Annotated in this window: 17 protein-coding genes; 6 read left to right on the top strand and 11 right to left on the bottom strand. The window is 37.2% G+C overall.

Annotation, left to right across the window (positions count from 1 at the left end; translation table 11 throughout):
• Positions 1–3 precede the first annotated feature (3 nt).
• The 8 genes from INR76_RS07820 to INR76_RS07785 form a co-directional block, all read right to left on the bottom strand.
• Entirely contained in the window at positions 4–870 is an 867-nt protein-coding gene (locus INR76_RS07820) for an SDR family oxidoreductase (protein ID WP_223107353.1), read from the bottom strand.
• Between the two features lie 13 nt (positions 871–883).
• Positions 884–1,963, bottom strand: a complete 1,080-nt coding sequence (locus INR76_RS07815; RefSeq protein ID WP_223107352.1) for a serine hydrolase — start codon at positions 1,961–1,963, stop codon at positions 884–886.
• Positions 1,964–1,984: 21 nt separating this feature from the next.
• Positions 1,985–2,830: a PHB depolymerase family esterase gene (locus INR76_RS07810; RefSeq protein WP_223107351.1), complete on the bottom strand. Its 846-nt coding sequence runs from the start codon at positions 2,828–2,830 to the stop codon at positions 1,985–1,987.
• 99 nt (positions 2,831–2,929) lie between these two features.
• Positions 2,930–4,783 (bottom strand): helix-turn-helix domain-containing protein, encoded by a 1,854-nt coding sequence (locus tag INR76_RS07805; RefSeq protein ID WP_255592538.1) that lies wholly within the window; start codon positions 4,781–4,783, stop codon positions 2,930–2,932.
• A gap of 157 nt (positions 4,784–4,940) precedes the next feature.
• A complete protein-coding gene (locus INR76_RS07800; RefSeq protein ID WP_223107350.1) occupies positions 4,941–7,805 on the bottom strand; it encodes a fibronectin type III domain-containing protein in 2,865 nt (954 codons plus the stop codon).
• Between the two features lie 23 nt (positions 7,806–7,828).
• Complete coding sequence (locus INR76_RS07795; protein WP_223107349.1) at positions 7,829–9,316, bottom strand: T9SS type A sorting domain-containing protein; 1,488 nt, start codon at positions 9,314–9,316, stop codon at positions 7,829–7,831.
• A 236-nt stretch (positions 9,317–9,552) separates the two neighbouring features.
• Positions 9,553–11,202 carry a tetratricopeptide repeat protein gene (locus INR76_RS07790; RefSeq protein ID WP_223107348.1) on the bottom strand — a complete coding sequence of 550 codons (1,650 nt, stop codon included), beginning with the start codon at positions 11,200–11,202 and terminating at the stop codon, positions 9,553–9,555.
• 194 nt (positions 11,203–11,396) lie between these two features.
• A complete protein-coding gene (locus tag INR76_RS07785) occupies positions 11,397–11,840 on the bottom strand; it encodes a hypothetical protein (protein ID WP_223107347.1) in 444 nt (147 codons plus the stop codon).
• A 415-nt stretch (positions 11,841–12,255) separates the two neighbouring features.
• On the opposite strand from INR76_RS07785, the gene INR76_RS07780 reads away from it, so the two are divergent.
• The 6 genes from INR76_RS07780 to INR76_RS07755 all read left to right on the top strand — a co-directional run bounded on the left by INR76_RS07780 (position 12,256) and on the right by INR76_RS07755 (position 15,794).
• Positions 12,256–12,780 (top strand): DUF421 domain-containing protein, encoded by a 525-nt coding sequence (locus tag INR76_RS07780; protein WP_223107346.1) that lies wholly within the window; start codon positions 12,256–12,258, stop codon positions 12,778–12,780.
• A gap of 87 nt (positions 12,781–12,867) precedes the next feature.
• Positions 12,868–13,413: a hypothetical protein gene (locus INR76_RS07775; RefSeq protein WP_223107345.1), complete on the top strand. Its 546-nt coding sequence runs from the start codon at positions 12,868–12,870 to the stop codon at positions 13,411–13,413.
• A gap of 61 nt (positions 13,414–13,474) precedes the next feature.
• Entirely contained in the window at positions 13,475–14,029 is a 555-nt protein-coding gene (locus tag INR76_RS07770) for a DUF305 domain-containing protein (RefSeq protein ID WP_223107344.1), read from the top strand.
• 85 nt (positions 14,030–14,114) lie between these two features.
• The gene (locus INR76_RS07765) at positions 14,115–14,375 is read left to right on the top strand and encodes a SemiSWEET family sugar transporter (RefSeq protein ID WP_223107343.1); all 261 of its coding nucleotides are present in this window, start codon (positions 14,115–14,117) and stop codon (positions 14,373–14,375) included.
• Between the two features lie 107 nt (positions 14,376–14,482).
• Positions 14,483–15,175, top strand: coding sequence for a guanitoxin biosynthesis heme-dependent pre-guanitoxin N-hydroxylase GntA (gene gntA / locus INR76_RS07760; RefSeq protein WP_223107342.1), 693 nt, complete (start codon positions 14,483–14,485; stop codon positions 15,173–15,175).
• Between the two features lie 37 nt (positions 15,176–15,212).
• Positions 15,213–15,794 carry a DUF1989 domain-containing protein gene (locus tag INR76_RS07755; RefSeq protein WP_223107341.1) on the top strand — a complete coding sequence of 194 codons (582 nt, stop codon included), beginning with the start codon at positions 15,213–15,215 and terminating at the stop codon, positions 15,792–15,794.
• Positions 15,795–15,861: 67 nt separating this feature from the next.
• On the opposite strand, the gene INR76_RS07750 is transcribed toward INR76_RS07755, so the two are convergent.
• Genes INR76_RS07750 through INR76_RS07740 form a run of 3 tightly spaced genes read right to left on the bottom strand, consistent with a single transcriptional unit; the run spans position 15,862 to position 17,315 of the window.
• Entirely contained in the window at positions 15,862–16,293 is a 432-nt protein-coding gene (locus INR76_RS07750) for an MgtC/SapB family protein (protein ID WP_223107340.1), read from the bottom strand.
• Positions 16,294–16,306: 13 nt separating this feature from the next.
• Positions 16,307–17,155, bottom strand: coding sequence for an SDR family oxidoreductase (locus INR76_RS07745; protein WP_223107339.1), 849 nt, complete (start codon positions 17,153–17,155; stop codon positions 16,307–16,309).
• 19 nt (positions 17,156–17,174) lie between these two features.
• Positions 17,175–17,315, bottom strand: coding sequence for a hypothetical protein (locus tag INR76_RS07740; protein ID WP_223107338.1), 141 nt, complete (start codon positions 17,313–17,315; stop codon positions 17,175–17,177).
• Between the last annotated feature and the right edge of the window lie 431 nt (positions 17,316–17,746).

Below are 17,746 nucleotides of genomic sequence, written 5' to 3'. Positions count from 1 at the left end.
TCATTACTGGATTAGTTTGTGAGCTTCTTGTCTAAAATACTCTTTTAATCGGTGTTTACCATATGGAGGCGCTACAGTATCATTGGCCATTAACGTTAGGAAAAACTCAACAGGCCCATAGGTTTTAACAGAGGTAAAAGTACGCAATACCCAAATAGTCAATCGCCTTAAGCAATCGGGCAGATGTGTAATTTTTACAGGTTTGTTGAGCGATTGCAGGGCTAGTTTACTTATTTCGTTTAGGCTTAAAACATCCGGACCACCTAGGGTTATTTCGGTATTATAGGTTCCTAAGTGTTCTACCATTGCTCTGGCTACATCTTCACCGTGAATTGGATTAAACAGCTGATTTCCGGATCCAAATACAAAAACCCGTCCCGATTGTGCCATCTGTAAAAAGTCTTTCATATCTGAGAAAAAACCATTGGGTCTTACAATGGTATACGATAATCCTGACGCTTTTAATGCATCTACAAACCGCTCTTTGGCTTCAAAGATTTTTAAGTCGCGGTGTCTATCTCCATGAATGGCCGAAACGTATACAAAATGATTAACGCCACTTTTTTTTGCCTCATTAAGGATATTCATATTGGCTTGATAATCGACATCCATATAGGTTAACCCATCTTTTTGTCTGGTAATCCCTACGGTGGATATCACCGTATCAATCCCCTTACACATGTCTCGTAAGGTTTCGGGTTGTGTAACTTGAGCTTGCTTTATCTCCAGGTAATTTTCATTGGTATTTTTCAACTGATTTGGATTTCGAGCAATAGCTACAACGTGGTTTTGTTTTTCAATTAAAACCTGAACCAAATGCCTGCCCAAATAGCCCGTTGCTCCGGCTACTAATATATTGGTATGTTTCATGGCTTATATCATATTAATGGAACTCATTAGCTAATAATTGCTCCAAGATGGCATTGCGTTGCGCACCTGTATCATCTTGCTGGTTGCTCAACAATACGAGGGTAGCATTGTGTTTTGGGATAAAACCTATCATACTCCAATAGCCGTTAATATCGCCTCCGTGCCAATACAGTGTGGTAGTTCCTTCTTGTGTGGTGAACCAGCCTAACCCAAAATCAACAAAACCGCTGGGTACGTCTTTAGCAAATATCTCGGCTTTTTCAGCAGCTGTAAACCAGTTTGTTTGCACCGCTTGAGTCCAAGTTTCCATATCTTTTGGGGTACTGCTGAAATCCCCGGCCCCAAAAGCAATGTTCATAGGATACGTACTGTTAGCATCTCCTTTGTGATAGCCTTCGGCATGTGTGGTTGTGTCAATCACATCGGTTCCTCTATGGCTATGAGTCATGTTTAAAGGATTGAAAATACTTTGCTGAATGTAATCGTGATACGCCATATCTGTGAGTTCTTCTACCAACAAGGCTGCGATAAGGTAGTTTGAATTGCTGTATTGTTTGCCTTCACCCGGTGAAAAATTGAGTCCGTTTTCTGAAATCAATGCTATAATCACTTCATATATCGCTTCTTCATCCAAAACCTGACCTTGTTCGTAGGCTGCTTCAACCAGATGTTGATAGTCTGGAATACCGGATTGATGTGATAACAGTTGGGCAATCGTGATTTGATTGCCGTACGGAAACGTTGGGTCAAACTCGTGTATGGTTTGATCAAAACTACGAAGGTATCCGTCTCTTTTTAATTGAACAATGGCTGCTGCAGTGAGCGTTTTGGAAACCGAACCTATGCGGTAGGCTAGGTTGTAATCGTGCAGTAGTCGTGTGTTTGTATTGGCCAAACCAAAACCACGGCGCACAAGGTCGTTTCCGTTTTTGGTTATAATGGCATATCCTTGAAACTCAACTTCAGATAATAGATCTTCGGCGGTGGTATAGTCGGTGTTTGTTGAAATAGCTTCATCATCTTGTGAACACGATGTACAGAAGGTAAATACTAGTAACACACTTGCTGTTAATATACGGTGTAACGTTGTCATAACTGTTTGTTTTTAATTGATTTAGTGGAATAAAAAAGCGTATAAATATTCATTAAAGTGGATGTCTTGAGTTGTTTTACCTAACGGAAACCCCACGTTAAACGGATCAGAATTAGGCCACGTATGCCCCCCGTTTTTAATTTTCATATAGGCTACGGTGTCGTACGCTTCTACCGAAATTGAAGTGCCATCATCCACCTTGTCATAGCTGGTATGGGTAGCTTTGTCATTTGTTTTATTCCGCTTCTTCCAATACGCTATACACCTAGCAACAGGGAGGTACGCCGAATCCATACCATCAGGCAACACCACTTCATCGGCTGTACCATGAACGTACATCGCTTTTACAGCTTCTGATGATTGCATGCGTTTGTGAACCTCATTTGGCATAGGTGCGCCTACAGAAACAAAGCCTTTAATTGTATTTGGCAACTCTGCAACCAATCGCTGAACAAAAAATCCACCTCTGGAAAGTCCTGTTGCATAGATGCTATCGGTATCTATCGGGTAGTGTTTTTGTAATTTTTGCAATAGCGTTTTTATAAACGCCACATCGTTGGTTCCGGTGTCGTAATCTTGTTCAAAACCTACATTCCAATCATTATGTAAACCTTGTGGATACACAACAATAAAGCCTTTGGCTTCTGCTAACGCATTGGTATTGGTATAAAACATATGCTCTAAGGCTGTCATACCGGATCCATGAAAATTAAGAAGCAAGGGGGCTTTTTCACCTGCTTTAATTTTTGATGAGCTGTAAATTGTAAATTGCCTAATGGTATCATTGGCTTTAATCATTCTGGTTTGTGCATGATTCGTATAACTCAAGAGCGTTATAAGAACCAGCAGTACTACTTGTTTTTTCATCATATACTATTTTAATTGATGAAGCAAAGATGAAACAAGTTGGCTCTAAAATCGTACTGAATTACATTTCAGAACGTTCGGAATATAGTGGGCACACAGTTACTTGATATGTTGTTGCACCCATTTACTAGGGGTAATTCCTTCTGTTTTTTTGAAAAATGTATTAAACACACTTTTGGAGTTAAAACCACTATCGTAAGCCAACCCTAATATAGTGATGTGTTTAAATTCAGGTTTTAAGGCAATGGTTTTAAAGTGCTGTAAGCGATAGGTATTAATGAAGTCGTTGAAGTTTTTTTTGAAACTCGCATTAAGCAACCACGATACATGATTGGGATGCATATTGATTTTACTTGCTACCGTTCGTAAGGACAAGGTAGTATCTAAAAAACACTGCTCCTCTTCCATTAAAGCTATGATAGCGCGTTTGCCATAGGCTATTTGCTCTTGTGACAGTAATTGTTTTTCAACCCGTTCTACGTTTGATTGATTTTCATTGGATAATGCAAATATGGTTTCTAGTTGTTTATTAAAACGCTCAAAAGAATGTAACGGTTGTAATAACGGGTCTACTTTAAGGAGGGTCATTAACGGCTCCTTATGTAAGATACCTTCATCTATTAACTGTAAAGCCCTATCATATTGTTTTAATAAGGTATGAATGTATAGTAAGAAAAACCGAACACGCTCTCTACTGTCAGAATTGAGTAAGGAAGTTAGTTCCTTTACACGAGCTTCTACTTGTTGCGAGTCCTGTAACAAACAATAGGCAATGGTGGTCATGATTAACTGTTCTGTTTTTGAACCATCCATTTCAGGAATACGATCGGCTAGGGTGAGGATTTCTTGAGGTTTGTTTTGATACGCCAATGCCAATGCGTAAATACCGTATCCTACAATGAATTTAGAATTTATTTGAAAACACCTATTGAAATAATGGGCAACTGCTTTTTGATCTTTATGGATATAGGCATTATAGCCCATAAAGTAATTATTGAGGTCATGTAAGGGGTCTAACTCATAGGCTTTCTGTATATGAAAATTGGCTTTTTCAAGATTACCTTCAAGAATCAAGGTGATAAAAAGTTTTTGATGCGCATCTGAGTAGCCCGGTTTTAATTGCAATGCTTTTTTAAGGTGCAACGCGGCAGCTTTAAAATCCCATTTTTTATTGAGGGCATCCCACCCAAGGGAGTGGTGTACTTCCGGCAGTTCTATATTTAATTGATGCGCTGTATGTAGATAAGTACTGCCTATTTCAAAAGCTTCTTTTACCGGCATAAGCCCACCAGCAGCAAGAATATTATATGCATAATGTATATGGACATGTGCCAGGGCAAAATCGGGGAAATCTTCTATGATTTCTTTTAAAATTGAAATGCCTTTTAATACATCTACTTTATTAAATAAAGAGATTAATTTCTTTGCTTTCAGGTAATCATGATACGCTTGTGTAGAAATTGCATGGTGGATCACCAATGAGTCATCAACATCAAAATGGCCAAAGTTTTCTCGTATTTTGTCAGCAATTAAGAGGCTAATTTCGTCTTGTAGTTTAAAAATATCATCAAGCTCTCTATCAAAGTTTTGTGCCCAGTAGTGTGTTCCGTCTTCGGTATCTATTAACTGGGCTGATATTCTAACCCTGTTATTAAATTTTCGCACACTACCCTCTAAAATAGTGGCTACATTTAATTGTTCACCTAATTTTCTAACATCAATAGATTTTCCCTTAAAAGCAAATGAAGAGGTTCTGGCTATAACTTTTAGCTCTTTAATATTTGTTAAAGCGCTAATAATTTCTTCAGTGATACCATCACTAAAATATTCATTATCAATATCGTTACTGATATTAACAAATGGTAAGACGGCTATTGATTTTTTTTCTTCCATTTGATCTTGCCCTAACAAAAATAGTTTTAAATACCGTTTCAAGCTATAAAAATCTGCCAATTTTCGACCAAAGAAATCAATCTTGTTGTAGGGATGTAAATTTCTTACATTCCAACTGGCGAACGATACGTTTCTAAAAAAGAAGACTGCCCATAACAGGCAGTCTAATTATTAAGAAAAAATTACAAACAATTTCCAACTTACCAAATAGGATACATTATTCTTTTAGTAAGCGAAAATTTCTTTTCTCACCATCGATAGTCACCTTCATCAGGTAAACCCCCGGAGCTAATGAAGCGGTGTCAAGCGTTATTTCTGAGGAAACCGAAGTTTTCTCTGTTACAACTTGACCTAATACAGTATATATAACCACGTGCTCAATAGGGTCTTGAGCTGAAAGATGCAGCGTATCTGCCATCGGGTTTGGATAATACGCAAACGACGTAAATTTAACCGAAGGTAGTGACAGCTCTAAGGTTGTAAACGATGTGGGACCTACCACATCACTCTCTACACCTCCATCACACAAGGCACGTATATATACATCATAAAATGTATTATCGTCTAATCCGGTTAGCAAAATACCCGGAGTACCATCGGCATCAACCACATACAGTCCCTCTGTTGCCGGGTCAAACCCTTGTGGCCCATACGTTACTTCCCATTGAGTTTCAGTTCCGTTAGCGTCCCAATCTACTTGCGCTTCGGAAGTTGTTACTTGCGATACACTACTATTTTCAGGAGCCGGACACGCTTCTAAGGTTGTAAAGGTGGCTACTTCACTTAAAAAGCTGGTATCAATAGGATTACAAATAGCACGAATATAAACGTCATACGTAGTATTGGGCGTTAAATCGGATAGAGTTTCTCCCAAAACACCATCGGTATCAATTACAAAAGTACCGCCGGTTTCGGGATCAAACCCTGTAACACCATATACCAACTCCCATTCTGGCTCACGATCACCAGCTGTCCATGATACGGCTGCTGTACTGGCGGTAATATCACTAACTGTCACATCGGTTGGCGCAGCACAGGTAGGTCCGTCGTCTTGTACTTCAATACAGAAATCGCCTTCAAACGTACCTGCATCAAAACTTACAAACCCATTAACTTGTACATAATAAGTAACACCCGGAATTAAATCAACAAGATGTACCGTAGACATAAACCCGGTGCCGGTTGTACCACCATCTTCGTCACATCCAATCTCTGCTCCCATTGTGGTAAAATCTTGACATGAATCCGGCGCTTCATATACAGCCAATTCGCTATCTCGTAAGGTCCCGCCTTCAAAATCTGTTGTCACCGTAACGTTTCCGCTTGGTGGTGCTTGAAATGTAAACCAAACCGTCTGGTCTCCTGCCGCGTCAAAACAACTACCTTGAGGTTCGTTGGCTTCTAGAGATGCCCCTACATTGCTGAAGCTTCCTGCTGTACACTCCCCATCAACCACGAGGGCTGTGGCATCACAAATATGGTCATTTACCGGACGTGTTTTTAACGTTAACGGACCGGTAAAAGGGCTATCGCCATCGCTTCCGCCGCATTGTGCTTGTACAAAAATAGCGTAAGGCGTTGCCGGTGTTAAATTGGTTATTTCAACAGTTGGATTGGTCGTTACCGGTACGGTGGTTCCTTCAGTTGCCGGGTCAAATCCCGGAGGTCCGTACACCAACGACCACGCAGTTTCGCTACCTTCCGGCGTCCAACTAATCGTTGCTGACGTAGCCGTTCGAGTGTCAATTTGTAAATTGGAAGGTTTGGTACATCTAGGCGTTTCTATAAAGGAAACATCATCAATCGACATATAGAATGGGAAAAAACCGCCAATAAGTTTCCCTTTGATTCCTATATAAATAGTTCCGGATTGTGTTGCTGTAAACGAACCGCTTACCTCTTGATAATCTCCATCGGTTATTTGTGTAACCGGTATGATTGCTTCCGTCATGCTCGTTTCTGTATTTGCAGTTCCATAGCTTGCCGAAATTTCTGCTCCGCTCGTATTACTTTGTCGGGCATATAACGTAAGCGTATAGTCTACACCCGTCTGAACCGATACCGGATAGTACATCCACGATTCACTTCCGTAGGAAAGGTAACTATTCCAATTTCCGGTTCGAGGAGCTCGGTTGCTATCAGTAAGCGATGAATTGGCCTGCCAAAAGGTGTTGGTGATAACTTCTTGCGTCCAACATCCATCTACCGGCATACCGTCTGTATACCCGCCTTCAAACCCCTCTTCAAATGGGGTACGTGCCGGTGCACATGGGGTTGCGATTTGTAACGGACCTGCCAATTCGCTTTCGTCTGATCCTTGCGTACATATAGCTTTTACATAGATATCATACACATCATTCGGATTCAAAGTAGTAAGGGTGGTAGCCGACACCGTAGTAACGCTTTGAGTATCTCCATCTCGTTCGGGGTCAAATCCCTCCGGACCGTACACTACTTGCCACTCAGACTCTCTATGTCCGGCATTCCATTGTAAATCAACAGACATTGCCGTAATATGGGAAGCTGAAATACTCGTTGGTTTTGGGCAACTAGGCAAAGCTGTTACTGAAAACTCATCTACATACAGCTTAAATTTTGCAACGGTTGTAGCCACAATAGCTATGTAAACATCCTGACCAATATAATCGGAAAGGTTATAGGCATATTCGTTGTATTCTCCTAGGTCATCTACGTCTGCAGTGGTAGTTTCAGAACCCAACACAACTGTAAAGTCTGATGGATTTGTACCGGTTGTAGACAATTTTACATCAAACGTTTCAGGAAAGGTAGGGCCTGTACCTCCGGCATAGAATGTAATCAAATCGGTCATGCCGCCGGAAACCGTAAACTGCGGTGATATTAAATAATCATCATGAGCTAAGTCCTCATAGGTGATTCGTACACCGCCTCCACCTTGGTATCCTTCGTTTGCTTGATGTCGCCAAGTGGTTCCTTGGCCATCGTTATCAAGTACTGTCCAGTCTCGAGGTATTTCGGTATCAAAATGCTCTGTAAACTGTGCTGTGCTTTGCCAGGCAATAAACACACAGCACAATAGAGACAACAATTTGCGCTTTTTCATAAGGTTGTTGAAATGAAATGTTCTTACTCTTTAATCAACTTTTGCACGCGTTGCGTACCGTTGTCAAATGTCGTTTCTACCATATACACTCCGCTGCTGTATGAAGCTGTAGCTATCTGTACTTGTTGAGCTGAAGCTGTATGTTGTGATACCAATACACCTTGAATAGTATACACACGTACACTTGATATAGGCATGGAAACGCTTTCAAGAGTTACTACATCATTCGCAGGATTGGGATACATAGTAAACGATGCCTCTTCGGTAGCAGTTGTAATACCGCCTAGCATCGTAGGGTTGTTGAAAAAGTAAGCTGCTCCGGCATCTCCCATTTCATTATCACCGTTGCTGTCAAAATCATCTCGAGGCGCTCCTACAAGCAATTGGTTTTCATACATGGCTACAGACCAACCGTAAAAATCTTCTTCACTACCTTCTGAAGTTTGAATACGTTGCTCTTCTTCCCACGTACCGGTTGAAGAACGCTTGTATAAATACGTTTCTGTATTTTCAAAACCGTAAATATGAGGTGCTGTTACCACAATGTAGTCTTTTTGAATATCGGTATCCCACCCGTACTGAACACGTTCTGTAGATGGTGTTCCTGAAAGGATTTGAACTTCTTCCCAAATTCCTTCCGAATTTTTCTCATATACATAAGCACCACCTTGTTCGGCCTCAACTCCATACGCACCTACTACCATTTGATCTTCAGTCATGCTTACTGACGAACCGAAATAATCTTGCGCTACGCCGTTTGATGCTTCGATTGTTTGATCATACACCCACTGGCCGCTAGCATCTTTGGTATATAAAAGCACGCCTCCTTTTGCTCCGTTGAATTGATTGGCACCAATTGCCAATTGATCGCCTGCAATGGCAACGCCAATTCCAAACGCATCTGAAATTTGAGGACTTGGCGCTGTGATTTTTTGTGCTTCAGTCCACTCGGTTCCGTCATACGTAAATACATATACCGAACCTGTCCAGCTGTTTTCTCCCGGTGCTCCGGCTACAATAATATTCTCTTGCATGGCAATAGAGGTAGGATTCATTCCCATCTTTGCATCGCCACTGTAATCTGAAGCCACTAACTTTGTTGATAACTCCCAAGCGTCATTTGTGTTCTCATATACATATAACGCTCCGGCACGTATCACGCCATCTACATCAGCTCTTCCGGCTGCCACTACTAAGTGATTGCCATTAATTTTGGCTCCACCTCCATATTCAGCCCCTTCATTTGAATCTGCTGCAGATAGTTTTTGTAAAAAATTCCAGTTTCCGTCGGTATCTTTTACGTAGGTATATGCTGCACCGGATGCAAAGTTCTCTCGTGATGCTCCTATCACAGCTACCTCATCATGAATAGCCACCGAAGTACCAAACTCGGCTCTGCCTTCTCTATCTTCACTTACCACTTTTGCCACTTCAGTAAACTGAGCAGTAGCGGTAAAACCTAGTAGTCCTACTAATAAAAAAATGTGTTTTGTAATTGTAATTCGTCTCATATAATTAAAATTTAAAATTAGTTTTAGCGGTTAGGTACCTATTGAGCGAAGCAACTAGTATAAGCTCATAAAAAAACCTTCATACGATTGCATTTTTATACAGCAAGCGTTCAATATAGGTATGCTCAACATGCATACGTTGATGGTTTGATAAATATAGAAGTTGAAGCTGTTTAATTGCTAAAATGCAGCTGGACAAATTGTGACATGTGCAAATCAAAAGGTGACAACACCCTCTAAATGCTTGATAGATAAGCTTGAAGCGACCTGTCTTTTGGGATGTCCATTTTTTTGGAAATTCGTTCTTTTCGTTTTCTACACGACTGCGAAGTGATATTCAAGAGCGATGCTATTTCTTTATAGCTTAAATTCATGTAGATAAATGTTAAAAACCGAATGTCATTGGAAGTCAATTTGGGATGTTTTGCCATAAGCCTATCTAGAAAACCTCGGTTTAACTCTTCAAAATGAGTAAAGAAACTATCCCATTGCGTATCTTTCCGAAGGTGTGTTTTCAAATCATTAATTTGAGTTTTTAACTGCCTATCGCTTTCTATTTTTGAATTACTGGATAACGATTGTACCACCTCTTCAATAAGTTCGTTTTTACTTGCTACAGACATAGCTTTGGCGGTTAACTCTCTATTTTTTCGCTCCAGTTCATTTTTAAGGCGTTCTTTTTCTAATAATGCCATCGCCTCTTGCTGTTGCCGTTGTTGTTCTAAGATTAAATGATCATTTTTCTCTTTGTTGAGCTCTAACTCGATGATCTTTTTTTGCTGCTTGTGTTTTAAAGCGTTGTTTTTGTACAGCCAAATTAAAAAGCCCATCACCACCACAACACCAATAATAAGCTTGTATAAAAATTGTTTTTCTTCGGCTAATGCTTTTTTACTTTCTATGAGTTCATTTTTATAGTTTTGAATTTGAAACTTAACGTTTCCACTTTCAAAAAGTGCCCCGTTTTTTTTAGCATTTAATGAATCTGTAGCCAGCAACATAGAATCTTTATACGCCATTGCTACCGGTAATAACTCTGAAGAAGTATAGAGATTTGACAGTTGCTCATAGATATCAATACGTGCCTCAATATTGGGCTGTTGCGCTCTAGCTTGTAGGGCATAGTCTCGAGCTAAAGCATATTTATGTTTCGCTTTGTAGATATCACTGATGGTTAACAGCAAGGTAATTTTTGAATTAACGGTAGCTCCATGTGCCACTATAGAAAGATTATCTAATTGCGGTAAGATTTGTAATGCTAAGGCTTCAGCAGCTAGTAAATCATCTTGTAGTAATAGGTTTTTAACTTTGGCTATTTTGGCTAAGAGAATAACATTCTTCTTTTCTTTAAGTAAGGGTTCGGCTTCTTCTATATAGGAAGCTGCAAGGTCAAGTTTTCCCATCTCATTGGCCAAAAGGGCAAGGTTTACCGCACAAGCGCCTATCTCTTCGTTTTCCCCCATTTCTTTAGAAATGGCATAGGCTTTCAGAAAATATTCTTCTGCTTTCAGTAAATCGCCTTCTTCAATGTATAAAACCCCAATGTTATTGTAAATCACCTTTTTTTGTTTTGCTCCCAGATGATTGATGGCTATCTCATACGCTTGTAGATAGTACTGCAAGGCTTCGCCATAATCTAGCATGATATAATAATTGGTGCCTATATTTAGGGTAGCATTAAAAGCCTGTACGTGCCAATCGTGTTGAAGTGCTGTTTCTTTTGCTGCCAGTAAGGTTTCAATAGAAGCAAGGTGTTCCTTGTTTCCCATGGCTTCAATCCCTAGATCAATTTGTTTGATGATATCTGCTTGCGTTTTTTGCTGCCCCAACACCGTATGGGTGAGAAGAACAAAAAACACTAGTATAATGCAGTAGTAAGCTTTCATGGGGTAGTAAGCAATCTTACATGGTATCAAACTTAATATATAGAGCGTAAAAGTAACGGTAATCTTTAATAAAGGCAAGTGTAAGTTTTCCGATTACTGTCTTGATAGGTGGTCTACTATATTTAGTATATAACAAACCTCATCTCCATGCAAGTACTACCTTCAATATACTATATTTAACATGAAGGATTCATTTAAACCCCCTTATTAATTAAAAAAACGACTGTGCTCCCAAATACTACATGCGCAAGAAGCAAATGAAGATAATATACCAATCGATTAATTTTAGGTGGATTGGGGTGGAAAGAGAAACCTATTTCCCATCCAACAATCCCTAATACTCCAATACACAACCCAAATAAAACTCCCGTAATTGGGGTAGTAGAAAAGTGAAGTAAATGAATACCTAATTTAAAAAAAAGAACAAAAAATATTCCTATTAAAATGTGGATAACCCATCCTAGAACGTGTTCTCTTCCAATCTTTAAAGGTTGGAAAGGTAGTTTTTCTATCAATAAATTAATTAGTTGTGGTTCTCTCAAATTAGTATGTGTAAAAAAAGAAAGACCATAGCTGAAAGCCGTCATGGTTAACGTAGCTAGTATTCCAGTAGAGATTATTACAAGTAGAAATAACATAACGAGTATTACAAACCATTAAAAGTACTCAAATTTTTGATTATTAAATAAACTAGCATATAGCAATCGAGATATGTTAATATTTTAGGTACTACTGGACTCACATATACATAAAGTATAAACTTCCCTTAAAAACTCTAAATTAAATCATAAACATCTGTTTATTAACCTATTAAATTATTAGCTTTATTGGTAACTAACAAAAAATAATATGAAAATTTTATTTACAACCTTATCAATACTTTTTTTAATCATAGGTACAATTAGTTATCTATATTATAACCACACGCCCTTAAATACATTCTATTTTCTAACTGTATTATTCGGTATTTTGGCAGTAGTCTGGAATAAATCACCAGAATATTATCAAGGCCACTCCAAATAAAATAACGTATACGTAAATACTTAATAGACTATGGAAAAATGGTTTACCACTAATTTCACAACGCTAGCAGCTATTGGTTTAACAACTATTGGTATATATGTAGCTGTAATAGTGTATACGAGAATATTTGGAAAACGAAGTTTTTCAAAAATGTCGAGTTTTGACTTTGCTATGACCGTTGCAGTAGGTTCGCTCATAGCTACAACTATACTCTCTCATTCTGTTTCTTTATTAGAAGGTATCTTTGGATGTTTTATGATTTATGCTATTCAATTACTTGCTGCTATTTGCAGACGGTGGGAACCTTTTAAAAAAGCAATTGATAATAGCCCGTTATTATTAATGGATGGTTCTACTATCTTAGAGGATAATCTACGTAAAGCTCGGGTTTCAAAAGGAGATTTACGATCAAAACTAAGAGAAGCCAACGTTTTATCACTATCTGAAGTACAGGCAGTAGTTTTTGAAACAACAGGAGACATTGTCGTTATTCATTCAAATAACGCAGATGCACATATTGAGCCCTGGTTACTTACCGATGTAAATAGAACATAAATAAATTATCACTTATTGATTTATAACAAGAGACTATGATGTTAAATTTTCATATGTAAAGAATATACATACTAAATCGAATATACAATGAAACAGTTTTTTAAAAAAAATAAACGAGCCCTGTATGGAGGGCTAATAGCTACTCTTTTTACTGGACTGGGTGTTTTTTTATTAGGAAATTTAACCGGATATGAGGCTAAAAAATTAATAAGCACCTCGCTATCGGGAATTAACATGTTGTGTAATACAATAATTTTGGCATCAGCAACCATACTTGCATTGTTATTAACCCTACTGGGAATAAGTACAGGAACTGATTCAAAATTGAAAAAAGACCATTATGTTCAAGTGTTATCTATAGCAAAATTTGATACTATTTTATTTGTAAGCGCTCTTATATTATTTCAACTATTTAATATCCCTATAACTGAAGCAAACAATGTACCCACTTCATGGTATACCATGATATACTGGACAACCTTATTCTTTTCTTCTGTAATAAGCGGGATGATGATTGCAGTTATCTTAATGCTTTACGGAACCGTCACTAATATTATCCATATTGTAGGATTAGGTAAGAATCATTACTTAGTACAAGACAATAAAGATAATGACGAAGATGAACACAGTTAATTTATCAATATAAAACACCTGTTTGAATAGTGTAATTATAGATACGTTAAAATCAATATATATGGCCTCAACACCAAATAAAACAAAAAAATATATAATATTCTTTGCAATGGTTGGAACTTCAATCGTTGTAATGTTTTTTTTAATGTACCTTCACTCATATCAAATACTAGATCATTTTTGGTTTAGTGAAACTCGCCTATTTATGGCCTTACTTATGGGCGGAGCTATGGTAATTATAATGCTATTGTATATGTTACCTATGTATCAAGATAGATTATTAAATGGAACCATTCTAGCACTTGGTATTCTAATGATGATAACTTCATTATGGCTTGTCAGAAGTCAAGTAACTGTTTCAGGCACTGACTATATGGAAGGTATGATACCTCATCATTCTATTGCAATTTTAACTAGTGAGCGGTCTCAAATAAAAGATTTGAGGGTACAAGAACTTGCAGCTAAAATTAGCAAAGCGCAACGCAAAGAAATTAAGGAAATGCAATGGTTATTAAACGATATTAAAAAAAACGGTGCGGTGGTAACTGAAAAAGAAAAAGAACAAAGACCTGTTCCGAAATTTAACGGAACCCCAAATAAAAAAGTTCATAAATAAGATAAGTTGAGTAATCGCACCAAAAAAGAGCTGTATACTTAAAGTTGATTTTACTAATAATTACAAATTGAACCTCTCTATAACGATGGATTTTACAATGTTTTTAGGTCTTTTTGCTGGAGTATGCACAACCTTGGCGGTGGTACCACAACTTATAAAAGCTTGGAAAACAAAAAAGGTAGATGATATATCTCCATTAATGTTTACCATCCTGATAATAGGTGTAGGATTGTGGGTAGTTTATGGCATCCTTAAAAAAGATATTGCTATCATCGCAACCAACGGACTCTCTTTGTTATTAAATATGAGCATGGTATATATTATGTTGCGGTACAACAGCAAGTGATGATATTTCTGTGCTGTTGTTAATTTTCTTTAAAATACGTATAAACCTTTCTTAATCCTTACATTAAATAAATGTGGATGGTTTAATTTTAAACAAAACAACCAATCATGGAAACAAAAGTATCGAGCTTCGAAGTTGATAACACAATTTCTATTCAGAATATAAAAGAGCGTTTTAATAATTTTATCTTACAACAAGATCATCCTTGTATTATGGCTCAAACTGTATTTAAAATGGGGGCAGTAGATTTACATGCGTATGATGAATTTGCAACTAAAAGTACAGCTCGAAAATTGATTTCTGATATTAAAAAGTATATAGACGCTTATGATTTTGAGAGTAATGATTTTAAAACATTTTTAGCGGTATTTCCTACTATTAAAATTGACTCTGAAATTAAATTTGAACAAAAATTATGGGAGTTATTACAACATATTCACGATTCGGACTCAGAAATTTGGGACGATACAGTCTCTTCAAATCCTGAAGAAGATACGTTTAGCTTTAGTATTGCTGGAAAAGCTTTTTATATAGTTGGGATGCACCCTAACAGTTCTCGTAAAGCACGTCAAAGTCCATTTATTACCATTGCTTTTAATTTACATTGGCAATTTGAAAAATTAAGAGAAATGGGTAGTTATGAAGTTGTGAAAGAGCGTATACGAGAACGAGATAAAGCACAACAAGGATCAATCAACCCAATGCTTGAGGACTTTGGTTCTACAAGTGAAGCAAGGCAATACAGCGGACGAAAAACAGAAGACAATTGGAAATGTCCTTTTCATAATCATTCATCATAAAATTTAGATACTATCAAATTCACTCATACAAAAAAACATGGTAAACGAAATTCCCAAGCAATCAGGAACAGCTTTCATATTAAAAAAGGGAGAAAAACTAAGGGTAATCGATCCGTTTGGGCAACAAGTAAGCGACATGGTCTTATTTAATGCTAACGATATTCGTGAAAAAATATCTTCTGGTAAAACGTTAGATTTTGAAGAATCTATCTTTATAACTAAAGATCACCATCTATGGAGTAATCGAAGCAACCAGATGATGAAAATTCTAGAAGATACTAACGGAAGAAATGATTTTTTATTAGCACCGTGTAGTCCCGAAACATTTTCTATAATGTATCAACACAAAGGTTACCACCCTAGTTGTTTCGAAAACTTATATACTCATTTAGCCTCTTATTCTATTGAACCAGACGATATACCTACTGCATTTAACATTTTTATGAATGTGCAAATAAATAAAACCGGTACTATAACAGTAGAGCCACCATTGAGTAAGGCAGGAGATTATGTTGAATTTGAAGCCCTAATGGATCTTATTGTAGGCCTAACTGCTTGCTCAGCTGAAGATAGCAACGGTGGAAGTTTTAAACCCATAGCGTACTCCATTATAAAATAAAATTGATGGTAATGTATAGCAATTTGTATGCTTTTGTTCCACCTTATTTTGAGACATGTTTCTCAAATTAATCATTCATTTTAACCTTTTTATTTAAATATCCAAATACAATATTAACAATAACGACTAATACTGTGAACCCTGCTAAAACGTTGTAGATTCCCATACCAGCGAGACACCCCGCTGCAGCACAACACCATATAGTCGCTGCCGTAGCCAACCCCTGTACTTTTCTTTTATTATTGCTTCTCAATATTACTCCAGCTCCCAGAAAACCAACTCCTACTACTATCTGTCCTATGATACGAGTCATATCTGTAGTTTCATGGTTTATAAACGTCATAGAAATCATCACATAAATCGCTGCACCCATTGTAACCAACATATTAGTCTTTAATCCGGCGTGTTTGCCTTTCATTTGGCGTTCCAATCCCATGCAAAACCCTGCAACTAAAGCAGCAGTGCTTTTCAATAAAAAATCAGTAAACTCTATTTCCATCTTTATTTATTAGTTACGCTCCTACTAATTCTCCTCCATTAATGTGCAAAAATTGACCTGTCATATAACTGCTATCGTCGCTAGCCAAAAAAACGTATGCCGGAGCTACTTCACTTGGCTGTCCTGCTCTTCCTAATAACGTATCTTGGCCAAAATCTGTAATATCATCAAAAGTAGCCGGTATTAAAGGCGTCCAAATAGGCCCAGGTGCTACGCCATTGACTCTAATTTTCTGTTCTGCCAGCATTTTTGCTAAGGACCGGGTAAAGGTTACAATAGCTCCTTTGGTACTAGAATAATCTAACAAATGGCCACTTCCTCGATAAGCAGTCACCGAAGCTGTATTAATAAATACGCCTTTTTCATTTAAATACGGAAGTGCTGCTTTTACAATATAAAAATACGGGTATATATTGGTCTGAAAAGTTGTTTGTAATTGATCATCAGTTATATCTTCGATGCGATCTTTAGGAAATTGAACTGCGGCATTATTCACTACAATATCGATACCACCAAAAGTATCCACACACTTTCTTATGGCCTCTTCACAAAACTTTTTTTTCTTTACATCTCCTTGTAGTAATAAACATTGTTTTCCTTCTCGAGTAACTAATTCTTTAGTAAATTTTGCATCCTCATTTTCTTCGAGATATACAATAGCAATATCTGCTCCTTCTCGAGCAAAATGCACTGCAACGCTCCTACCTATACCACTATCCCCTCCAGTAATAAAAGCTACTTTATTGATTAATTTATCACTCCCTTTATACGTATTACGTATTATTTCTGGAATAGGTATCATTGTATATTCCCTTCCAGGTTGTTGTTGAGACTGTTTAGGAAATTTGTTTGGCTTTGTCATATCCTACTATTTAAATAAATTATTGAAATAATGATTTTAATTTCTCCCACCAGTTTTTAGAAGATTCTTTTTCATTACGGTTATGTGTTTCTCCTTCCATTTTTTTTTGATACATTTCATCCCCTACTACATGTTTTTCATTTTGATCTTCCTTATTCATATTCTTTAATATTTTCGAAGTTCTGTAAGTAACTCATCGTTATCCCTAATACTATAATAATTTACTTTTTTCTTGTTGGAATAATTCTGTTTTTAGTTCGTTTTTCATACTGTTTCGCTAGTTTCCCTCTTCTTACTCAAGTTTTGTGTATTAGCACAATTTGAGTTTTTATCCCTTTACTCATCTCTTCCTCACGAAGCTTTTCATACTTTTTATAACCTTTTTACTGACTATCATTTTTTTTAGGTATAAACAAAATTTTCAAAGTTCTTTACTAACTCTAATATATAACTTATATACCTTACAATGTGTTAATTACACCCTAATTAAATATTAAATTAGTTTATTACAAATTCTGTAAAAAAAGGATAGTGAATTAATTGGTAAACTAAAAGAATAAGATAAAAAGGTATATACCTCCATTCTTTTTC

The sequence above is a fragment of the Marixanthomonas sp. SCSIO 43207 genome (genome assembly GCF_019904255.1).
Taxonomy (GTDB): domain Bacteria; phylum Bacteroidota; class Bacteroidia; order Flavobacteriales; family Flavobacteriaceae; genus Marixanthomonas.
Note: the sequence above shows the minus strand (reverse complement) of the source record. Positions and strands in the feature narration are given on the sequence as shown.